The following is a 19,405-nucleotide window of genomic DNA, read 5'->3' as shown; positions in this document are numbered from 1 at the left end:
ATCATGGCGCTCCCGCCACCGAAGGGTCTCGCCATGTCTGCGCGCTATCACGTCATCGGCAATTACCTCTCGCCCTACGTGCGCAAGGTGCTGGTGGTGCTGGAGACCAAGGGGCTGGGCTACACGATCGACCCGATTGCCCCGTTCGTCGGCGACGAGGAATTCACCCGGCTCAGTCCGCTGCGACGGATCCCGGTGCTGATCGACGGCGAACGCGTGGTCAACGACTCCAGCGTGATCTGCCAGTACCTCGAGGAGCGCCATCCTGAGGTTCCGCTGTATCCGGCCGACATCGGCGACCGCGCGCAGGCGCGCTGGCTGGAGGAATACGCCGACGCCTACTTGGGCGACGTGGTGATCTGGGGCATGTTCTTCCAGCAGGGCGTCAAGCGCTTCCTGTTCGGCGAACCGACTGACGAAGCGGTCGTGCGCCGCGCGCGCGAGGAGCACCTGCCGCGCGCGCTGGACTATCTGGAATCGCTGCTGCCGGCCGAGGGCTTCCTGTTCGGCGCGCCGAGCATTGCCGACATCAGTATCGGCAGCTTTTTCCGCAACGCCACTTACGTGCGCTACCAGATCGACGCGCAGCGCTGGCCGCGTGCCGCCGCCTTCGTCGAGCGTGTGTTCGCACTGCCGGCTTTCTCGCGATTGGCCACATTCGAGGTGTCGATAATGCGCACGCCGCTGCCGGAACAACGCGCCCTGCTCGCCGACCTTGGCGCACCACTGGGCGAACACCCGCTGCGCATGGGTAGCCCCCGCCGCAGCATGATGCGGATCGAGTAGCCTCCGACACGAAGGTTGCAGCCGTGACTTTCGCCGCGACCGCCTCCTTGGCTTGCTACTCTCTGTAGCCGCCTGCCCCAATGCCGACATGCGCCACGATCACGTCCTGACCCTGTCCTGCCCGGACCGCACCGGCATCGTCTTCCGCGTCAGCGCCCTGCTGTTCGAAGCCGGTTGCAACATCCTGGACGCACAGCAGTACGGCGACCGCGAAGCGGGGCGGTTCTTTCTGCGTGTGCATTTCGACGCGCCGGACGAGGCGGCGCTGGAGGCGTTCTGCACGGCCTTCTCCGCGCTGGCCGAAGCGTTCGCGATGGAGTGGCAGCTGCACGATGCGCAGCGACGCGCGCGCCTGCTGGTGCTGGTCAGCAAGCAGGGGCATTGCCTCAACGACCTGCTGTTCCGCATTCATAGCCGGCAACTGCGCGCAGACATCGCCGCCGTCGCCTCCAACCACGACGACTATTCGGCACTCGCCGCGTCCTACGGGGTGCCGTTCCATCATTTCCCGGTGGACACCGACCGCCGCGCCGAGCAGGAGCAACAGATCCTGGAACTGGCCGAACGCGAGCGGGTCGATCTGGTGGTGCTGGCGCGCTACATGCAGATTTTGTCGCCGCAGCTGTGCGATGCGCTGGCCGGATGCGCGATCAACATCCATCACAGCTTCCTGCCCAGCTTCAAGGGCGCCAAGCCCTATCACCAGGCCCACGCGCGCGGGGTCAAGATCATCGGCGCCACCGCGCATTACGTGACCCGCGATCTCGACGAAGGCCCGATCATCGAACAGGACGTCGGCCACGTCGATCATTCGATGACGCCCAATGCGCTGATCCGGATCGGAAGCGACATCGAGTCGCGGGTACTGGCGCGCGCGGTGCGCCTGCACGTCGAACACCGGATCCTGCTGAACGGGCACCGCACGGTGGTGTTCCGCTGACTGCGGGATGCCTGCAGTGGCGGCGCTACTTCGCGCCCTCGTCCGCGTCCGGGTGCCGTTCTCGCCATTCGGCCAGCCGCTTGCGGTACTCCTGCATCGCCTCGGCATGCAGGTCGAAAATGCAGATCGGGCAACCGCTTTCGCAGCAGTCGCTCGCCAGCGGCGCTTCCGGCGGCTGCGGCATGGGATCGGGATCGGGTGGTCTTGCGGACGACATGCCGAACTCCGTCAGCCTGCTGTTTCGCGCAGGAAATCGATGAACACCCGCAACTTCGGCGGCAGCTGTTCGCGCGCCGGATAGTAGATGTGCCAGCCCGGAAACGGCGGCTGCCAGGCATCGAGTACGCGCCGCAACCTTCCTTCCGCAAGGTCGGCCGCCGCTTGTGTTTCGAACAACTGGGCCACGCCCAGTCCCGCCAATGCCATCAATCGCCCGGTGTCGGAGTTGTTGACGATCAGCGAACCGTCGATTTCGACCTCGAAATCGCGCCCGTCCTGGTTGAATTCGTACGGCATCAGCCGTCCGTTGCTGCGCCGGTAGCGGATGCAGTCGTGCTCGGTCAGCTCGGCCGGTGTCGCCGGCACGCCGCGCCGCGCGAAATAGTCCGGCGCGGCGACCACGACCTGCCGCTGCATCGGTCCGACCGGCAGCGCGACCATGCCGCGGGCCAGGCTTTCGCCGAGGCGGATGCCGGCATCGAAACCGCCGGCCACCAGGTCGGCCAGCGCGGCTTCCTCGAACAGCTCCACCTGCACCTGCGGATAGCGGCGGCGGAATTCAGGCAATCGCGGCAGCACCAGCTGCTCGGCCACCAGATGCGTCAGGTTGATGCGCAGATGGCCGGTCGGCACGTCGCGCACGTTCTCCAGGTCGCGCAAGGCCGAATCGATCTGGGCCAGGCCCGGGCGCACCTGCTCGAGAAAGCGGACGCCGTATTCGGTCAGCCCGACCCGGCGCGTGGTGCGGTTGAACAGGCGCACGCCCAGCCGCCGTTCCAGCTGGCGGATGGTCTGCGACAACGACGACGGCGAAACCTCCAGTTCGGCCGCCGCCCGGCTGAAACTGGCATGCTGGGCGACGCGTGCGAACGCCAGCACCGCCGGCAGGGAAGGCAGGCTCATTGTGAAGTCCAACTACATACTGGATTCTCATAATGACAATTTATTCATCAATTGACAGCGCCTAAGCTGCGCGCCTCTCCCGCCACATCAAGGACTCCCCCATGAAAACCCGTATCCTGGGCCGCAACGGCCCGACCGTCTCCGCCCTCGGTCTGGGCTGCATGGGCATGAGCGCGTTCTACGGCCCGGACGGGCGCGACGACGCCGAATCGATTCGCGTCATCCATCGCGCGATCGAGCTTGGCGTGACCCTGTTCGACACCTCCGACATGTACGGCCCGCACACCAACGAGGTGCTGGTCGGCAAGGCGATCGGCGATCGCCGCGAACAGGTGTTTCTGGCCACCAAGTTCGGCATCCGCCTGGACCCGTCCGACCCGCAGGCGCGTGGCGTCGATGGCCGGCCCGAGTACGTGCAGGCCGCGTGCGAGGGCAGCCTGAAGCGGCTGGGCGTGGACCACATCGACCTGTACTACCAGCACCGGGTCGACCCGCAGGTGCCGATCGAGGACACCGTCGGCGCGATGGCGCGGTTGGTCGAGCAGGGCAAGGTGCGCCATCTGGGCCTGTCCGAAGCGGCGCCGGACACCATTCGCCGCGCCCATGCGGTGCACCCGATCACCGCGTTGCAGACCGAGTACTCGCTGTGGACGCGCGATGTCGAAAGCAATGGCGTGCTGGACACCGTGCGCGAGCTGGGCATCGGCTTCGTGCCGTACTCGCCCCTGGGTCGCGGTTTCCTGACCGGCGCGATCCGCTCGCCGGACGACTTCGACGCCGACGACTACCGCCGCCATTCGCCGCGCTTCCAGGGCGACAACTTCGCGAAGAACCTGGCCCTGGTCGAACGCATCCGCGCGCTGGCCGCCGACAAGGGCGTCAGCGCCGGCCAGCTGACCCTGGCCTGGGTGCTGGCCCGGGGCGAGGATCTGGTGCCGATCCCCGGCACCCGGCATGTCGCCCGGCTGGAAGAAAACCTCGGCGCACTGGAGCTGACGCTGGATGCGGCGGAACTGGCCGGCATCGACGCCGTGTTCCCGCCCGATGCCGCCGTTGGCGCGCGTTATCCGGCCGCATCGATGGGTTCGGTCAACCGCTGAGCGATGGGGTAGCATCGCGGGCAAACCTGTCGGAGTGCCCGCGATGCGCCTGAGCCCCTCGTTGCTGTCCCTGTTGCTGTTGTGCGCCATCGCGCCGATGGCCGGCGCGGTCGAACCGGTGAAGACCGATCCTGCACTGGAAGCCAAGGTCGTGGAGTGGCGCCGCGACCTGCACCAGCACCCGGAGCTGGGCAACCGCGAAACCCGGACCTCGGCCTTGGTCGCCGAGCATCTGCGCGCATTGGGCCTGGATGTGAAGACCGGCATCGCCACCACCGGCGTGGCCGCGGTGCTGAAAGGCGGCAAGCCCGGCCCGCGCATTGCCCTGCGCGCGGACATGGACGCGCTGCCGGTGACCGAGCGCACCAGCCTGCCGTTCGCCTCCACCGCCACCGCCACCTTTCGCGGCGAAACGGTCGGGGTGATGCACGCCTGCGGCCACGACGCCCACACCTCGATCCTGATGGGCGTGGCCGAAGCGTTGGCCGGAATGAAGGACGAGCTGCCCGGCGAAGTGCTCTTCATCTTCCAGCCGGCCGAGGAAGGCCCGCCGGATGGCGAGCAGGGCGGTGCCGAGGAAATGCTGGCGCAGGGACTGTTCACCGACTTCAAGCCCGAGGCGGTGTTCGGACTGCACGTATTCTCCACCCTCAACGCCGGCCAGATCGGCGTCCGCGGCGGACCGCTGATGGCGGCCTCGGACCGTTTCAACATCGTCGTCAAGGGCCGGCAGACGCATGGCTCGGCGCCATGGGGCGGCATCGACCCGATCGTCGCCGCCGCCGACGTCGTCGGCACCGCGCAGACCATCGTCAGCCGCCGGCAGAACATCTCCCGGCAGCCGGTGGTAGTCAGCTTCGGCGCCATCAAGGGCGGCATCCGCTACAACATCATTCCCGATGAAGTCGAACTGGTCGGCACCATCCGTACCTTCGACGAAGGCATGCGCCAGTCGGTGTTCGCCGAACTGAAGAACGTCGCCGAAAAGGTCGCCGACGCGCACGGCGCGACCGCCGTGGCCCAGGTGCCCGACCAAAAGGGCAACCCGGCGACCATCAACGACCCGGCCCTGACCGCACGCATGCGGCCCAGTCTGGAAAAGGCTGCCGGCGCGGGCAACGTGGTCGATCCCGGCCTGACCATGGGCGCGGAAGATTTCTCGCTGTATGCCCAGCAGGTGCCGGGCATGTTCTTCTTCGTCGGCGCCACACCGAAGGGGCAGGACCCGAAGACCGCGCCCAGCAATCACTCGCCGGAATTCTTCCTCGACGAATCGGCGCTGGATGTCGGCCTGCGCGCGCTGCTGCAGGTCTCGCTGGATTACCTCAACGGCGACGTGTCGGGCTGAGTTCCCGCGGCCGGCGCGTCATTCGTCGGCCCGGACGATCACCGCGTAACTCGCCTCGTCGGCCGGCGGCTGGTCGCCTTCCCAGGCGCGTCGGTAGACCAGGCGTACCGTCGTTTCACCCGGACGCTCGGCGCGGAAGTGCCAGTAATAGGTGCTGGACGTGCCGACCCTGCCGGTTTTCGCCTCCGGGCTTTCCTTCGTCGCCGGCGACGGCAGCACCGACAACTGCGGCGCGCCGTCGGCCACCAGCTCCCACTGGTAACCGGTGCTGGCGTTGCCTTGCAGCGCGATCTCCATTTCCTGCCCCGGCCGCAATTCGGTCGGCGCGTCCTGCCCGGCCTGCACCGGCCTTCCCCGCGGCGAGGCACAGGCAGCCAGCAAGGCAACGGTAAGCAGGCTCGTTCGGAACACGGTCATGCGGCATCTCCGGTATCGAGTGATCCTGTTATACCGCAGCGGACATAGAATGCCCGCATGTCCCGTCCCGAAGATTCCCTGCTCGGCCGCGAAACCGCCTATCCCGGCCGGTACGATCCAGCGTTGCTGTTTCCAGTGCCGCGTGCTCCCGCACGACGGGATATCGGCATTGCTCCCGAAGCGCTGCCGTTCGCCGGCCACGACCGCTGGCAGGCCTACGAGCTGTCGTGGCTGGATGCGCGCGGCAAGCCGCAGGTCGACACCGCCACCCTGTACGTACCGTGCGCCTCGGACCGGCTGATCGAATCCAAGTCGCTGAAGCTGTACCTGAATTCGCTCAACGACGAGCGCTTCGCCGACCGCGAGGCCCTGCGGACACGCATCGTGACCGACCTGTCGGCCTGTGCGGGCGCTGATGTGGGCATGGACTTCGGCCTGCCGCCAATGCAGGCAGAGCAGGGCGAGTGCATCGACGATCTGGATATCGTGATCGACCATTACGGACCGCCGAATGCCGGCCTGCTCGCCACAGGCACGGACATGGCCGAAGAGATTCTGTATTCGCGCTTGCTGAAATCGAACTGCCCGGTCACCGGCCAGCCGGACTGGGCGACCCTGACACTGCATTACCGGGGGCCGCGCATCGAACGCGCCGGCTTGCTGCGTTACATAGTCAGTTTCCGCCACCACAGTGGTTTCCACGAACAATGCGTGGAACGGATCTTCATCGACCTGATGGCACGCTGCCAGCCACAGCAGCTGGCCGTGGAGGCCCGCTACACCCGCCGCGGCGGCCTGGACATCAACCCCTGCCGTGTCACATTAGGCGTGGCCCTGCCGGCCGCGATCCGCGACCTGCGACAATAGAAGCTGACCGGCCGGGATCACCCAACTCCGGCTTCACGCCAGGGCGATGATTTCTTAACAACGCCCGTGTAGATTTATCACTCATCATCACCCCTACCCGGCAGGAGCCCTGCATGAGTACCGAAAAGAAAGCCGATTTTTCAAATGTCTCGGAAGGCTTCACTACCTCCGGACAGGCTCAGGAAGCACCTGACTTCTCCAACGTCAAAGAGGGCTTCACGGTCTCTGGAGAAATCGAGGACGTGACGCCGCCGACCGAAACGACCTATACCGTCGAGAGAGGCGACTCGCTTTCCAAGATCGCCAAGGAGCATTACGGCCGGAGCAGCGCCTGGCGTGACATCTTCGAAGCCAATCGTGACGTGCTGGACGACCCTGACCGCATCTTCCCCGGTCAGGTACTCAAGTTGCCGACGCTGCCCGAAGAAGCCTGATCTTTTCTACTGAACATCCAAGGACCGAATACATGAAGCACAATCGCATCTCCTATGCCTTGATCGTCGCTCTGGCTGGCAGCATCGCGCTGGTCGGCTGCAAGAAGAAGGAAGAGCCGGTCGCCATGGCCCCCGCTCCGACAGAACCCGCTCCGGCGGCCCCGATGATGACCCCCGCCCCGATTTCGGTGACTGGCGTGACCATCGGCAACAGTGTTGACGCAAGTGGCAACGTCGCCGCTTCTGCCATGACCGCTGCTCCCGGCGACACCCTCTACGCCAGCGTCGCCACTGATGGTACCGCCAATGGTGCGACCTTGGCCTCCAAGTGGACCTACCAGGATGGCCAGACCGTCAGCGAGGAAACCAAGACCCTGAACACGACTGGCCCCGGCGTATCGACTTTCAGCATCTCCAAGCCGGATGGCTTCCCGACCGGGACCTATACGTTTGAAGCCATGCTTGACGGCGCTTCTGCCGGTACTGCGACTATCGAAGTCAAGTAAGCCCGGACCCCTCCAGGGCAAGCAGGATTGGGCGCGGATTTTCCGCGCCCTCTTTTTTTGCGCCGGACAAAAGTCGGCTTTGCCCTGCGGCACCGGGCGCGCGACAATGAACAGTTGATTGCGCCGCCTGCTTGCGGTCGCACCTACTTCCCTGGAGTCCCGATCCATGTCCGAAGCGCCGAAGATCCTCTATACCCTCACCGACGAGGCCCCTTACCTGGCCACCCAGTCGCTGCTGCCGATCATCCAGGCCTACACGGCGCCGGCCGGGATCGCGGTCGAAACCCGGGACATTTCGCTGGCCGCGCGCATCCTGTCGCAGTTTCCGGAATTCCTGGCAGACGGGCAGAAGGCTTCCGACGATCTGGCCGAACTCGGCGCGCTGGCCACCACCCCGGACGCCAACATCATCAAGCTGCCCAACATCAGCGCCTCGGTGCCGCAGCTGATGGCGGCGATCAAGGAACTGCAGGGGCAGGGCTACCCGTTGCCGGAGTATCCCGACGAACCGAAGAACGATACCGAGAAGGACATCAAGGCCCGCTACGACAGAGTCAAGGGCAGCGCGGTCAACCCGGTGCTGCGCGAAGGCAACTCCGACCGCCGCGCACCGTTGTCGGTGAAAAACTACGCGCGCAAACATCCGCACCGCATGGGTGCCTGGGACAAGCATTCCAAGACCCACGTCGCCCACATGGCCGACCGCGATTTCTACGGCAGTGAGCGTTCGGCCACAATGGCCGCCGCCGGCAACGTCAAGGTTACCCTGATCGGCGCCGACGGCAGCTCCCGGGTACTGAAGGAAAAAACGCCGGTGCTGGCCGGCGAGATCATCGATGCGGCGGTGATGAGCCGCAAGGCGCTGGCCCAGTTCTTCAAAGACGCCATCGCCGATGCGCAGGCCGAAGGCGTGCTGCTGTCGCTGCACCTGAAGGCGACGATGATGAAGGTCTCCGACCCGATCATGTTCGGCGTGGCCGTGTCCGAGTTCTACCGCCCGGTGCTGGACGAGTATGCCGGGGCGCTGGAAGAGGCCGGCTTCGATCCCAACAACGGCATCGGCGATCTGTATTCGCGCGTGGCCGTGCTCGAGCCGGGCGTGCAGGCACAGTTGATCGCCGACATCGATGTGCTGTACGACCGGCGTCCCGCATTGGCGATGGTCAATTCGGACAAGGGCATCACCAACCTGCACGTGCCCAGCGACGTGATCGTCGATGCCTCGATGCCGGCGATGATCCGCGACGGCGGCAGGATGTGGAACGCCAGGGGCGAGCTGCAGGACACCAAGGCGATGATCCCCGACCGTTGCTACGCGACGATCTACCAGGTGGTGATCGAGGACTGCAAGGCCAACGGCGCGTTCGATCCTGCCACCATGGGCAGCGTGCCCAACGTCGGCTTGATGGCGCAGAAGGCCGAAGAATACGGCAGCCACGACAAGACCTTCCAGATTCCGCACGACGGCGTGGTGCAGGTGACCGACGAGGCCGGCGACGTGATCTTCGCCCACGCCGTCGAGGCCGGCGACATCTGGCGCATGTGCCAGGCCAAGGACGCTCCGATTCGTGACTGGGTCAAGCTGGCGGTCAGCCGCGCGCGCCTGAGCGGCACCCCGGCGGTGTTCTGGCTGGACCCGCAGCGCGGCCACGACGCACAGGTGATCACCAAGGTCGAGGCCTACCTGAAGGACCACGACACCGCCGGCCTGGACATCCGCATCCTGCCACCGGACGAGGCGATGAAGTTGTCACTGCAGCGCATCCGCAAGGGCGAGGACACCATTTCGGTGACTGGCAACGTGCTGCGCGACTACCTGACCGACCTGTTCCCGATCATGGAGCTGGGTACCAGCGCCAAGATGCTGTCGATCGTGCCACTGATGGCCGGCGGCGGCCTGTTCGAAACCGGCGCCGGCGGCTCGGCGCCCAAGCACGTGCAGCAGTTCCTCGAGGAAAACTACCTGCGCTGGGATTCGCTGGGCGAGTTCCTGGCCCTGGCCGCTTCGCTCGAGCACCTGAGCGAACACCACGACAATGCAACCGCCGCCGTGCTGGCGCGAGCGCTGGATGTCGCCAACGGTAGGGTCCTCGACAACAACAAATCGCCGGCGCGCAAGCTCGGCAGCCTGGACAACCGCGGCAGCCACTTCTACCTGGCCCTGTACTGGGCGCAGGCGCTGGCCGAACAGGACGAAGACGCTGCGCTGAAGGCGAAGTTCGCGCCGCTGGCCGCAACATTGGCCGAGAACGAGGCGAAGATCGTCGCCGAACTCAACCGCGTGCAGGGGTCGCCGGTCGAGATCGACGGTTACTACCATCCCGATCTGGCGAAGGTTCGTGCGGCGATGCGGCCCAGTGAAACCCTGAATGCGGCCATCGACCGTCTGAACGACTGACGCCGGTCGTTGCCCTTGTAAAGCAAACCCCCGGCATGCCGGGGGTTTGCTTTTTCCATCTCCGGGTTGTGTTCCGGATCGTGCCTTACATGCTGTCCGGCGAATCTCCTTCTCCCCAGATCGCCACTTCGACCCGGCGATTGGGCTGCAGGCACGCGATTTCCGCCTGGCGATCGGTGATGGTCGGGCACTCCTTGACCGGCTGTGTCTCGCCGGCGCCGACCGCGCTGATCCTGTCGGCCGGAACGCCGGCTTCCAGCAGCAGCCAACGCACGGTCTCGGCGCGCCGTTGCGACAACGCCAGGTTGGCCGCGTCGCTGCCAATCCGGTCGGTGTGACCCGTCACCAGCACGTGCTGGACGGTGACATCCTTGCCCAGTTTCTCGCCCAGCTCCGCAATCTGGTCGCGACCATCGTTGGTGATGTCGTCCTTGCTGGCGCCGTTGAACGAAAACAGGGCATCTGCCGACAGGTTCACCACCTGCCGGGGCGCTGTCGATCGCTCACCGGCCTGCACCCACTGCCGGCATTCAGGGTCCTTCCAATGGAAGCTACGCGCCAGGAAGTCTTCATCGAAGATGATCTTGTACTGGCATGTCCTGTACGCGCCGTCGGTGCCGATCGGGAAGTTGAAGATGTAGTCCCATTCGCGCACGCCGTAATACCCTTCGCGGAAATGCGGGGCGCCCAGCAACGCATACAGCTGGTCCTTGCTCATCCCCGGGATGATCTGGCGCAGGCTGTCCGGCGTCGGGAAGGTGCCCTCCTGCATCCAGCCGCCCGGCTTGATCTCCGGAAAGATCACTTCGCCGGCTTTTCCGTCCGCCGAAATGTCGCGGCTGACGTGCCGGGTACAGCCCGCGGCGACCAGCAGCGGGATCGCGACCAGCGCCAGCCAGACCCGGCTCGTTTGCGTTTTCTTGTTCATCGTCCGGATTACCATTGGATGCCTGCCCCTACCGAGAAGCCCCAGTCACGTGTGGTGTTGCCGCTGGCCTGCGCCTTGTAGATCCAGCGTCCGTTTTCGGTGATGCCGGACAAGCCGACCGCCATGCCGTATTCGCTCTCGTAGCCGCCGAAGCCGACCGACAGCATGCTCTTGCCGGGCATGAACGGCTGCGGCAGGGCGGCCATGGCCATCGCCGACGCAGTCGCGCCGCGATAACCGCGATCGATCAGCCACATGTCGTTGTCGATCTGGGTGATGCGCTGGTCGGTGTAGCTGTTGGCCTGTCCCACCGCCGAGGCGACCCCGGCATCGAGTTGGCTGACATTGACCGCATCGGTGGCGGCGACGCCGGGGGCGACGCCGGTGATGGTGCGGTTGCCGACATTCAACTCGCCGGACGAGTCGCTGTTGCCGACGTAGGCGGCATCGTAGCCGCTCTGCGCGCCGCGCGTGGTGGCGCTGCCGGATCCCAGCGCGACGCTGTTGTCGTGCGTCGCCGACGCGCCGGTGCCCATCGCCAAACTGTCATCGCCACTGGCGCTGGCGCCATCGCCCATGGCCACCGCACCGTCACCGGACGCGCTGGCGTCAACGCCCACGGCCACCGCGTTCACGCCGGTTGCGCCGTCGTTGTCGTAGTTGCCGCCGGTCACCCCGTTGTCGTTGATGCTGGTGTAATGACTCCGGTTGGCATCGATGTTGTCTTCCAGATAGGTCACCCGGCTATCCAGATTGGTGATGTCGCCCTGGATGTCGACGATGTCGCCCTGGATGTTGGTGATGTCGCCCTGGATATCGACGATGTCGCCTTCGATGTTGGTAACCCGGTTGTCCAGGTTCGTGATCGTGGTGGTGACGCCGCCAATGGCGTCGTTCAGCTGGCTGACGTTGACCGCGTCGGTGTCGGCGGTGCCGGCCGCGACATTGGTGATCGCCAGGTTGCCGGCATCGATGCCCGCCGTGGTCACGCTGGGGCCGCCGGTGATGATCAGGCCGCTGCTGCCCAGGTTCACGTTGCTGCCCACGGTCACGCCGGTCGTGCTGACCACGGTATCGCCGGCCGTCACGCTGTCCACATCCAAATCGCGGTTCAGGGTGATCTCGACCGTACCATCGTCGTCGGTGCCGGTCTGCGCCACCGCGATGTTGCCATCGCCCTGGAACGTCACCGTCCCATCCGGACCGATGTTGGCCGTGTTGCCATCGGCATCGGTCGCATTCCAACCCGCGTTGGCGGTATTGGCCACCGCATTGAGCTGGCTGACATTGACTGCATCGGTGTCGGCGACACCGGCCGCGACATTGGTGATGACCAGACTACCGGCATCGATACCGGCCGTGGTCACGCTCGGGCCGCCGGTGATGGTCAAGCCGGTGCTGCCCAAAACCACATTGGCACCCACGGCCACGCCAGAATCGTTCATCACCGTGCTGCCCGTGGTCACACTGTCCACATCCAGATCGCGATTCAGGGTGATCTCGATCGTGCCGTCGTCGTCGGTCCCGGTCTGCGCCACCGCGATATTGCCATCGCCCTGGAACGTCACCGTGCCTTCGGGGCCGATGTTGGCCGTGTTGCCATCGACATCGGTCACGTTCCAGCCCGCACTGGCGGTATTGGCCACCGCTTGCAACTGCGCCACGTTGACCGCATCCGTCTCTTCCGTACCCGCCGCCACGCCGGTGATCTGGCGGGTCACACCGTTGACCGCATCGCCCACGCTGACCGCGCCGGCCGTGCTCAGCCAGGTGGCGGAAGTGTCGGTCGAAGCCAGGCCCGTGACCGGATCGTAGCCGGCCACGCCCGCTGCCGTATCCGCCACGGAATTGGCGCCCAAGGCCACTCCGCCCTCAACCGTTGCCGAGCTTGCCGTGCCCAGTGCCGACGCGAGCGTCGCTGTTGCGCTGGAGGCTTCGCCGATGGCGACCGCACCGTCGGCCGATGCCGAGCTGATGGTGCCGATCGCGACCGGAGTGTAGTAGCCGCTTCCTGCCGTACTGCCGTCGACGTAACCACTCGCACCACTGCCGATGACCACACCGCCAACCTGATACGAGCCACCATCTGTCGCGCCCGTCCCCCAAACACTGGTCAGCGTTGCGTTGTATCCCAGCACGGTCGACTGTCCGACTTCGGTGTTGGCGCTATGTCCAATCGCGACGGCGTTGCCGAGAGGCGCAGTGATGGTCGCGCTGGTGCCGATCGCGATCGAATCACGGGTGGTGGCGCTGGCGCTGGTGCCCAGCGCGATGCTGTCCCGCGCGGTCGCCGAAGCGCCGAAACCTGCTGCATAGCTGGATTGCCCGCTGGCAACCGCGCCGGACCCGACTGCCGTCGCATTGCTTCCGGTGGCAGAGGCGTCTACGCCTGCGGCCAGCGCGTTGGTGCCGGTGGCGCCGTCGTTGTCGTAGTTGCCACCGACCACGCCATTGTCGTTGACACTGTAGTAATGCGTCGTGGCTGCTTCCTGTGCCGACTGCAGCTGTGCCACGTTGACCGCATCGGTCTCTTCCGTGCCCGCGGCCACGCCGGTGATCTGGCGGGTCACGCCATTGGCCGCATCGCCCACACTGACCGCGCCGGACGTGCTCAACCACGTCGCCGTAGTGTCTGTCGAGGGCAGGCCCGTGACCGGATCGTAACCGGCCACACCCGCCGCCGTATCGGATACCGACCTGGCCCCCAGCGCGACACCACCGAAGACCGTTGCCGAGCTGTGAGTCCCCAGTGCGGTAGCCAGCGTCGTCGTGGCCTCGGCACGTTCGCCCAGGGCAACCGCCCCATCCGCCATTGCGCGACTGCTGTTGCCTATTGCAACCGGGCTATAAGCTCCGCTCCCTACGGTACTTCCGTCAATATACCCCTCGGCACGAGAACCGATCACCACGCCACCAACCTGATAATTGCCCCCGGTTATCGGGCCTGTTCCCCAAACGCTGGTCATGCTGGTGTTGCGACCGATTACGATCGAACCCCTCACTTCCGTCGTGGCCTCGGACCCCACGGCAACGCTGTTGATTGCACCCGCTACGGTGCCGAAACCCACCGCGACCGCATTGTTGTCGGATGCGACCGCTCCGACGCCTGCGGCCAGCGCGTTGATGCCGGTGGCGCCGTCGTTGTCGTAGTTACCACCGATCACGCCGTTGTCGTTGACGCTGAAGTAGTGGATTTCGTTGCCTTCCACCACATCGGCCAGCGCGGTCAACTGCGCCACATTCACCGCGTCGTCGTCGTCGGTGCCGGCAGCCACACCGGTGATCTGGCGGAACTGACCGTTGGCCGCATCACCCACACTCACCGCGCCCAGCGTGCTGGTGGTGGCGGCAATCGCCGCAGCCTGCGCCGCATCGGCACCCGCGGGCACGAAACCGGCAACGCCGGCCCCTGTATCCGCCACGGAACCACTGCCCAGTGCCACGCCGTCGGCCACTGTCGCGGTTGCGCCCTGGCCCACCGCAGTAGCCTGGTTTGCCGATGCCGCAGCATAGCCGCCGATACTGACGGTATCGTTGACGGTGGCGTTGCCGCCTGCGGAATAGCCCAAGGCAACATTTCCGGAACCATCAAGGTTCTGCCCCGCCACCGTGCCGATCGCGATGTTGCTGGCATTGGTGGAAACACCGAACAAACCGGCATCGCCGCCAATGGCGATATCGCCATTGCCCGCAGCCTCGGCGCCGGCACCGATCGCTACGGCGTTCACGTTGGTTGCCAAAGATCCTTGACCCAGTGCCGTCGAATTGATCCCGCTGGCCAGCGCTCCAACGCCAACTCCGGTGCTGTTTATTCCAGAAGCCTGCGCGCCCACGCCTGCCGCCAAGGCATTCACGCCCGTCGCGCCGTCGTTATTGTAATTACCGCCAACCACACCATTGTCGTTGACACTGTAGTAATGCGTCGTGGCTGCTTCCTGTGCCGCCTGCAACTGCGCCACGTTGACCGCGTCGGTCTCTTCCGTGCCCGCGGCCACGCCGGTGATCTGGCGGGTCACACCGTTGACCGGATCGCCCACGCTGACCGCGCCAGCCGTGCTCAGCCAGGTGGCGGAAGTGTCGGTCGAAGCCAGGCCCGTGACCGGATCGTAGCCGGCCACGCCGGCCCCCGTGGCCGCGATCGAGTCGCTGCCGATGGCAACGGCACCCTCCACGCTCGCGCTGGCATTGTTGCCTACCACGAAAGCATCGGCCGCCGTGATGTTGCTGCCGTTGCCCACGATGCGACTGCCATCGCTGCCCGCCGTGATGTTGTTGTCGTTGCCGAAGGTTCCGGCATTGTCCGCGTCGATGGTGTTGTCGTTGCCCAGCGAATACGAACCGGTTCCCGTGATGATCGTCGGGTCGCCGATTGCACCCGAATTGTCCCCGCTCACCTCATTGCCCGTACCGATGCTGATCGCGGAGGTTCCCGTTGCCAAGGCTCCCACACCAATGGCAATTGACGAATCTCCACTGGCTTCGGCCCGGGAGGTGCCCAATGCAATCGCCCTGAAACCGGATGCCGTGACGGTATGACCAATGCCAATGCTCCCAATCCCAGAAGATTCCGCGCCATAACCCGCCGCAAGACTTTCCGCGCCAACAGCATCATTGTTATAGCCCACGGCCGTGGCGCGCGAGCCCGTCGCCAGGTTCTGGTTGCCGATCGCAGTGCTACCGGCTCCGGATGCCGTGTTCTGTGCTCCGAGTGCCGTGGCGCTTCCTATACTCCCGCCCGCCGCAGTGCTTCGATAACCGACCGCAATACTTTGCGAGCCTGTCGCGCTGGTTTGGTAACCCATCGCAACACTCCGGGCTCCCGATGCTGAAGCATCCTGTCCAGCGGCAAGCGCATTGATTCCGGTCGCACCGTCGTTATTGTAATTGCTGCCAACCACGCCATTGTCGTTGACGCTGTAGTAATGCGTGGTCGCCGCTTCCTGCGCGGCAACGAGCTGCGCCACGTTGACCGCGTCGGTCTCTTCCGTTCCCGCGGCCACGCCGGTGATCTGGCGGGTCACGCCATTGGCCGCATCGCCCACACTGACCGCGCCGGACGTGCTCAACCACGTCGCCGAACCGTCAGTCGAGGGCAGGCCCGTGGCCGGGTCGTAACCGGCCACGCCGGCCGCCGTGCTGGCAACCGAGCCGGCGCCCAGCGCCACGCTGCTGGCTTGTGTCGCCGAGGCTCCACCACCCAAGGCCACGGCAGTAGTGGCGGTTACAGACGCTGTCGGCCCGACCGCCACGCCACCCAGCGCGTTGGTTGCCGAAGCGTCCGCTCCAAGCGCCACCGCACCAATGCTGAATGCACTGGTTTCGGCACCATCGCCCAATGCCGTCGAATATAACGCCAGCGCGTTGGCATCGTCGCCCATGGCCATGGCCCCGCTGGCATTGGCAATGCTCTCCTGGCCAAACGCCAAGGCGCCATTGCCATTGGCGCTGGAACGATCGCCGATGGCGATTGCACCATAGTCCGTCGATCCGCCACTGGCAGACGCATCGGTACCGATGGCAATCGTGTTCTGTTCTGCCGACGTTGCGCCCACGCCAATGGCCACGGCATTGTCGCCGGTCGCACCGTCGTTGTTGTAGTTGCCACCGACAGTGCCGCCATCATTGACGCTGAAATAGTGTGTTTCCGCCGCTTGCAGCTGTGCGACGTTGACTGCGTCGGTGTCTTGCGTGCCTGCAGCCACGCCGGTGATCTGTCGGGTCACGTTGTTGTTCGCATCACCCACGCTGACTGCGCCGGCCGTGCTCCGCCAGGTGGCGGAGGCATCGGTGGATGCCGTGCCGGTGATCGGGTCGTAGCCGGCCTCTCCCGCTGCAATGACCGCGACCGAATCGCTGCCAATGGCAACCGCGCCTTCCACGCTCGCGCTGGCATTGTTGCCTACCACGAAAGCATCGGCCGCCGTGATGCTGCTGCCGTTGCCCACGATGCGACTGCCATCGCTGCCTGCCGTGATGTTGTTGTCGTTGCCGAAGGTTCCGGCGTTGTCCGCATCGATGGTGTTGTCGTTGCCCAGCGAATACGAACCAGTTCCCGTGATGATCGTCGGGTCGCCGATTGCGCCCGAATTGTCCCCGCTCACCTCATTGCCCGTACCGATGCTGATCGCGGAAGCGCCAGTTGCCAGGGCTCCCGTGCCAATGGCGATGGCATCGCTCATGCTCGCCATGGCGTCATTGCCGACGGCAATCGTGCGATCGGCGGCCAACGGCGTTGCGCTGTCGCCGGAGCCCGCTCCCTGGCCGATGGCCAAATTGGCCGTGCCTGCCACATAGTTGCCTGCCGAGTCACCAATGGCCGTGTTGGAATCGCCGGTGACATTTCCACCGGCCGCATTGCCGATGCCCGTGTTCAACATGCCGGTGACGAAAGCGCCGCTGAAAGAGCCGATTCCCACATTGCCGGAGCCGGTCACGGTGAAACCGCCCAGCGGACCGATGCCGACATTGTTGAAACCGTTCACGACGGCACCGCCGCGCCAACCGATGCCCGTGTTCAACGCGCCTGCCACGTCGCTTCCGGCACCATTGCCAAAAGCCACATTGTTCGACCCGTTACCGCCACCTCCGTAGCAGTAGAACGGCGTGAACAGGCAGTTGGACTGCGTGCTGTCTGTATTGGCGCGGACATTGTTCCCGGCACCGGCACCGAACGCGGCATTGGAGCCTCCCGTCACGTTATTTCCGGTATTGATGCCGAAGGCCGTGTTGGATGCGCCGTTGGTCGCTACTCCGCCGTTGTCGGCAGCTGCAACCCCGCTGATGTTTCGCCCCGAATCGATGCCCACGACAACATTGTCGAACCCGGCCGAACCCGAACCGGCGCGAGAACCAATGGCAATGCTGCGATTGCCCATGGCTGCAGCACCCGTACCAATGGCAATGCCGCTTGCAGGAGTATTGGAGCCGGAGTTCGTGTTCTGTACCAAGGCGCCAAAACCGATGGCAATGGAGCTGGCCATGGTGGTGGATGCATTGGTGCCAATGGCTATGCCACGTACGCCTGCAGCACCACCGGTATCGTTGACCGCTCCAATATTGGTCACCACGGCATTGGTACCCAGGGCGATGGCATCACCCACAACCGCGCTTGCGGTGTTGCCTATTGCCGTGGCGCCATTGCCCGCGGCCGCGGTTCCCACACCCATGGCCAGCGCGCTCGTCCCGGTCGCCGATGCTCCGACGCCTGCAGCCACGGCGTTGATGCCGGTCGCGCCGTCATTGTCATAGTTGCCGCCAACCACACCGTTGTCGTTGACGCTGAAGTAGTGGATTTCGTTGCCTTCCACCACATCGGCCAATGCGGTCAACTGCGCCACGTTCACCGCATCGGTGTCCTGCGAGCCCGCGGCCACACCGGTGATCTGGCGGGTCGCGCCGTTGTCCGCATCGCCCACGCTGACGGCGCCTGCCGTACTCTGCCAAGTGGCGGAAGCGTCGGTGGATGCCGTGCCGGTGGTCGGGTCGTAGCCGGCCACGCCGGCTATCGTGTTCGCCACGGAATTGGCACCCAATGCCACCCCACCCGCAACCGTCGCCGAACTCGCCGTACCCAGGGCCATGGCAAACGCTGTCGTGGCGCTCGATGCCTCGCCCAAGGCTATCGCTCCATCGCCCGATGCGGTGCTGACCGTGCCAATCGCAACAGGGGTGTAATACCCGCTCCCTGCCGTGCTGCCGTCGATGTATGCACTGGCGCCATTACCAATGACCACGCCGCCGACCTGATACGTGCTGCCGTCCGCGGGGCCTGAACCCCATACGCTGGTCAGCGTTGCGCCTTCTCCGATAACCGTCGACTGCCCGACTTCCGTGTTTGCCCCGTTGCCGATCGCGATTGCACTATCGTCCTCCGCCGTCGTCGCCGCGTTGGTGCCGATAGCGATGGAATCCTGGCTGGAAGTGCTGGCATTGACTCCCATTGCAATGCTGTTCGCGCCGGAGGCCTGGGTTCCGAGCGAGCCGATCGCAATGGCATTGGCTCCCGAAGCATTGGCATCCAGATCGTAGGTGCCCACCTCCAGCGCCGTAGCGGTAATCCCGTTGATCAACGCCAGCCCACCACTGCTTGTCTGCCCCATGCAGGTCCAGGTAGCGTCCGCTCCAAGTGCCACCGCCGTCTGGCTGACACAGGAGTTGCTGGGTCCCGGCGTCCCCGTCAGGTTTACTGTGCCGACATTCGAATAGCTGGCTGCACTGACATCCAGCGTGGCCGCCATGCCCAAGGCCAATGCCGACAACGGCACAAGCAGGCCATGGGCCCGCAGGCTCCCACCCGCCGTTGCGCTGTCGCCACGGGCCAACTCCGAGGCCACGACCAGCTGGCCCAGCTTGCGATTCCATACTTTGCTGAAGATCTTGTTCATGCCTTGTCTCGCCCCTGCGCTTTCTGCAGCCGTTACGCTGAATCTCCACCCCTGACCAAACGATCCGGGACGGGTGCTTTTCCGCCAGCAGTGTCTAATGTGATGAGTCGCACATTACGACCACTCGACATCGTTTCGGTGTCTTGCCTGCGAACCCCTTGTTCGCACTTCGGGA

General features: G+C 65.2%; 13 protein-coding genes. 8 read left to right on the top strand and 5 right to left on the bottom strand.

The features are described from left to right. Window positions 1-33: 33 nt before the first annotated feature. A complete protein-coding gene (locus CSC70_RS02275; RefSeq protein ID WP_162455004.1) occupies window positions 34-786 on the top strand; it encodes a glutathione S-transferase family protein in 753 nt (250 codons plus the stop codon). A gap of 88 nt (window positions 787-874) precedes the next feature. Continuing rightward, window positions 875-1,726, top strand: a complete 852-nt coding sequence (gene purU, locus CSC70_RS02270; protein WP_162455003.1) for a formyltetrahydrofolate deformylase — start codon at window positions 875-877, stop codon at window positions 1,724-1,726. Between the two features lie 25 nt (window positions 1,727-1,751). On the opposite strand, the gene CSC70_RS02265 is transcribed toward purU, so the two are convergent. Both CSC70_RS02265 and CSC70_RS02260 read right to left on the bottom strand, forming a co-directional pair. Continuing rightward, entirely contained in the window at window positions 1,752-1,943 is a 192-nt protein-coding gene (locus CSC70_RS02265; protein ID WP_162455002.1) for an oxidoreductase-like domain-containing protein, read from the bottom strand. Between the two features lie 11 nt (window positions 1,944-1,954). Next, the gene (locus CSC70_RS02260; protein WP_162455001.1) at window positions 1,955-2,848 is read right to left on the bottom strand and encodes a LysR family transcriptional regulator; all 894 of its coding nucleotides are present in this window, start codon (window positions 2,846-2,848) and stop codon (window positions 1,955-1,957) included. Between the two features lie 101 nt (window positions 2,849-2,949). Between CSC70_RS02260 and CSC70_RS02255 the strand changes: the two genes are divergently transcribed. Next, a complete protein-coding gene (locus CSC70_RS02255) occupies window positions 2,950-3,948 on the top strand; it encodes an aldo/keto reductase (RefSeq protein WP_162455000.1) in 999 nt (332 codons plus the stop codon). 43 nt (window positions 3,949-3,991) lie between these two features. Continuing rightward, window positions 3,992-5,296 (top strand): M20 family metallopeptidase, encoded by a 1,305-nt coding sequence (locus CSC70_RS02250; protein ID WP_162454999.1) that lies wholly within the window; start codon window positions 3,992-3,994, stop codon window positions 5,294-5,296. Between the two features lie 18 nt (window positions 5,297-5,314). Here CSC70_RS02250 and CSC70_RS02245 read toward each other — a convergent pair whose 3' ends face one another. Next, entirely contained in the window at window positions 5,315-5,713 is a 399-nt protein-coding gene (locus tag CSC70_RS02245; protein WP_162454998.1) for a protease inhibitor I42 family protein, read from the bottom strand. Between the two features lie 57 nt (window positions 5,714-5,770). Between CSC70_RS02245 and queF the strand changes: the two genes are divergently transcribed. From queF to CSC70_RS02225, 4 genes are all read left to right on the top strand, one after another. Next, complete coding sequence (gene queF / locus CSC70_RS02240; RefSeq protein WP_162454997.1) at window positions 5,771-6,580, top strand: NADPH-dependent 7-cyano-7-deazaguanine reductase QueF; 810 nt, start codon at window positions 5,771-5,773, stop codon at window positions 6,578-6,580. Window positions 6,581-6,693: 113 nt separating this feature from the next. Then, a complete protein-coding gene (locus CSC70_RS02235) occupies window positions 6,694-7,014 on the top strand; it encodes a LysM peptidoglycan-binding domain-containing protein (protein WP_162454996.1) in 321 nt (106 codons plus the stop codon). A gap of 32 nt (window positions 7,015-7,046) precedes the next feature. After that, window positions 7,047-7,520, top strand: a complete 474-nt coding sequence (locus CSC70_RS02230; RefSeq protein WP_162454995.1) for a hypothetical protein — start codon at window positions 7,047-7,049, stop codon at window positions 7,518-7,520. A 166-nt stretch (window positions 7,521-7,686) separates the two neighbouring features. Continuing rightward, complete coding sequence (locus tag CSC70_RS02225; RefSeq protein WP_162454994.1) at window positions 7,687-9,918, top strand: NADP-dependent isocitrate dehydrogenase; 2,232 nt, start codon at window positions 7,687-7,689, stop codon at window positions 9,916-9,918. A gap of 85 nt (window positions 9,919-10,003) precedes the next feature. Here CSC70_RS02225 and CSC70_RS02220 read toward each other — a convergent pair whose 3' ends face one another. Together CSC70_RS02220 and CSC70_RS02215 are read right to left on the bottom strand one after the other, a co-directional pair. Beyond that, window positions 10,004-10,846, bottom strand: a complete 843-nt coding sequence (locus CSC70_RS02220; RefSeq protein ID WP_162454993.1) for an OmpA family protein — start codon at window positions 10,844-10,846, stop codon at window positions 10,004-10,006. 8 nt (window positions 10,847-10,854) lie between these two features. Continuing rightward, window positions 10,855-19,230 (bottom strand): ESPR-type extended signal peptide-containing protein, encoded by an 8,376-nt coding sequence (locus CSC70_RS02215; RefSeq protein ID WP_162454992.1) that lies wholly within the window; start codon window positions 19,228-19,230, stop codon window positions 10,855-10,857. Between the last annotated feature and the right edge of the window lie 175 nt (window positions 19,231-19,405).

The sequence above is a fragment of the Pseudoxanthomonas kalamensis DSM 18571 genome (assembly GCF_010211745.1).
GTDB classification, from domain to species: domain Bacteria; phylum Pseudomonadota; class Gammaproteobacteria; order Xanthomonadales; family Xanthomonadaceae; genus Pseudoxanthomonas_A; species Pseudoxanthomonas_A kalamensis.
Note: the sequence above shows the minus strand (reverse complement) of the source record. Positions and strands in the feature narration are given on the sequence as shown.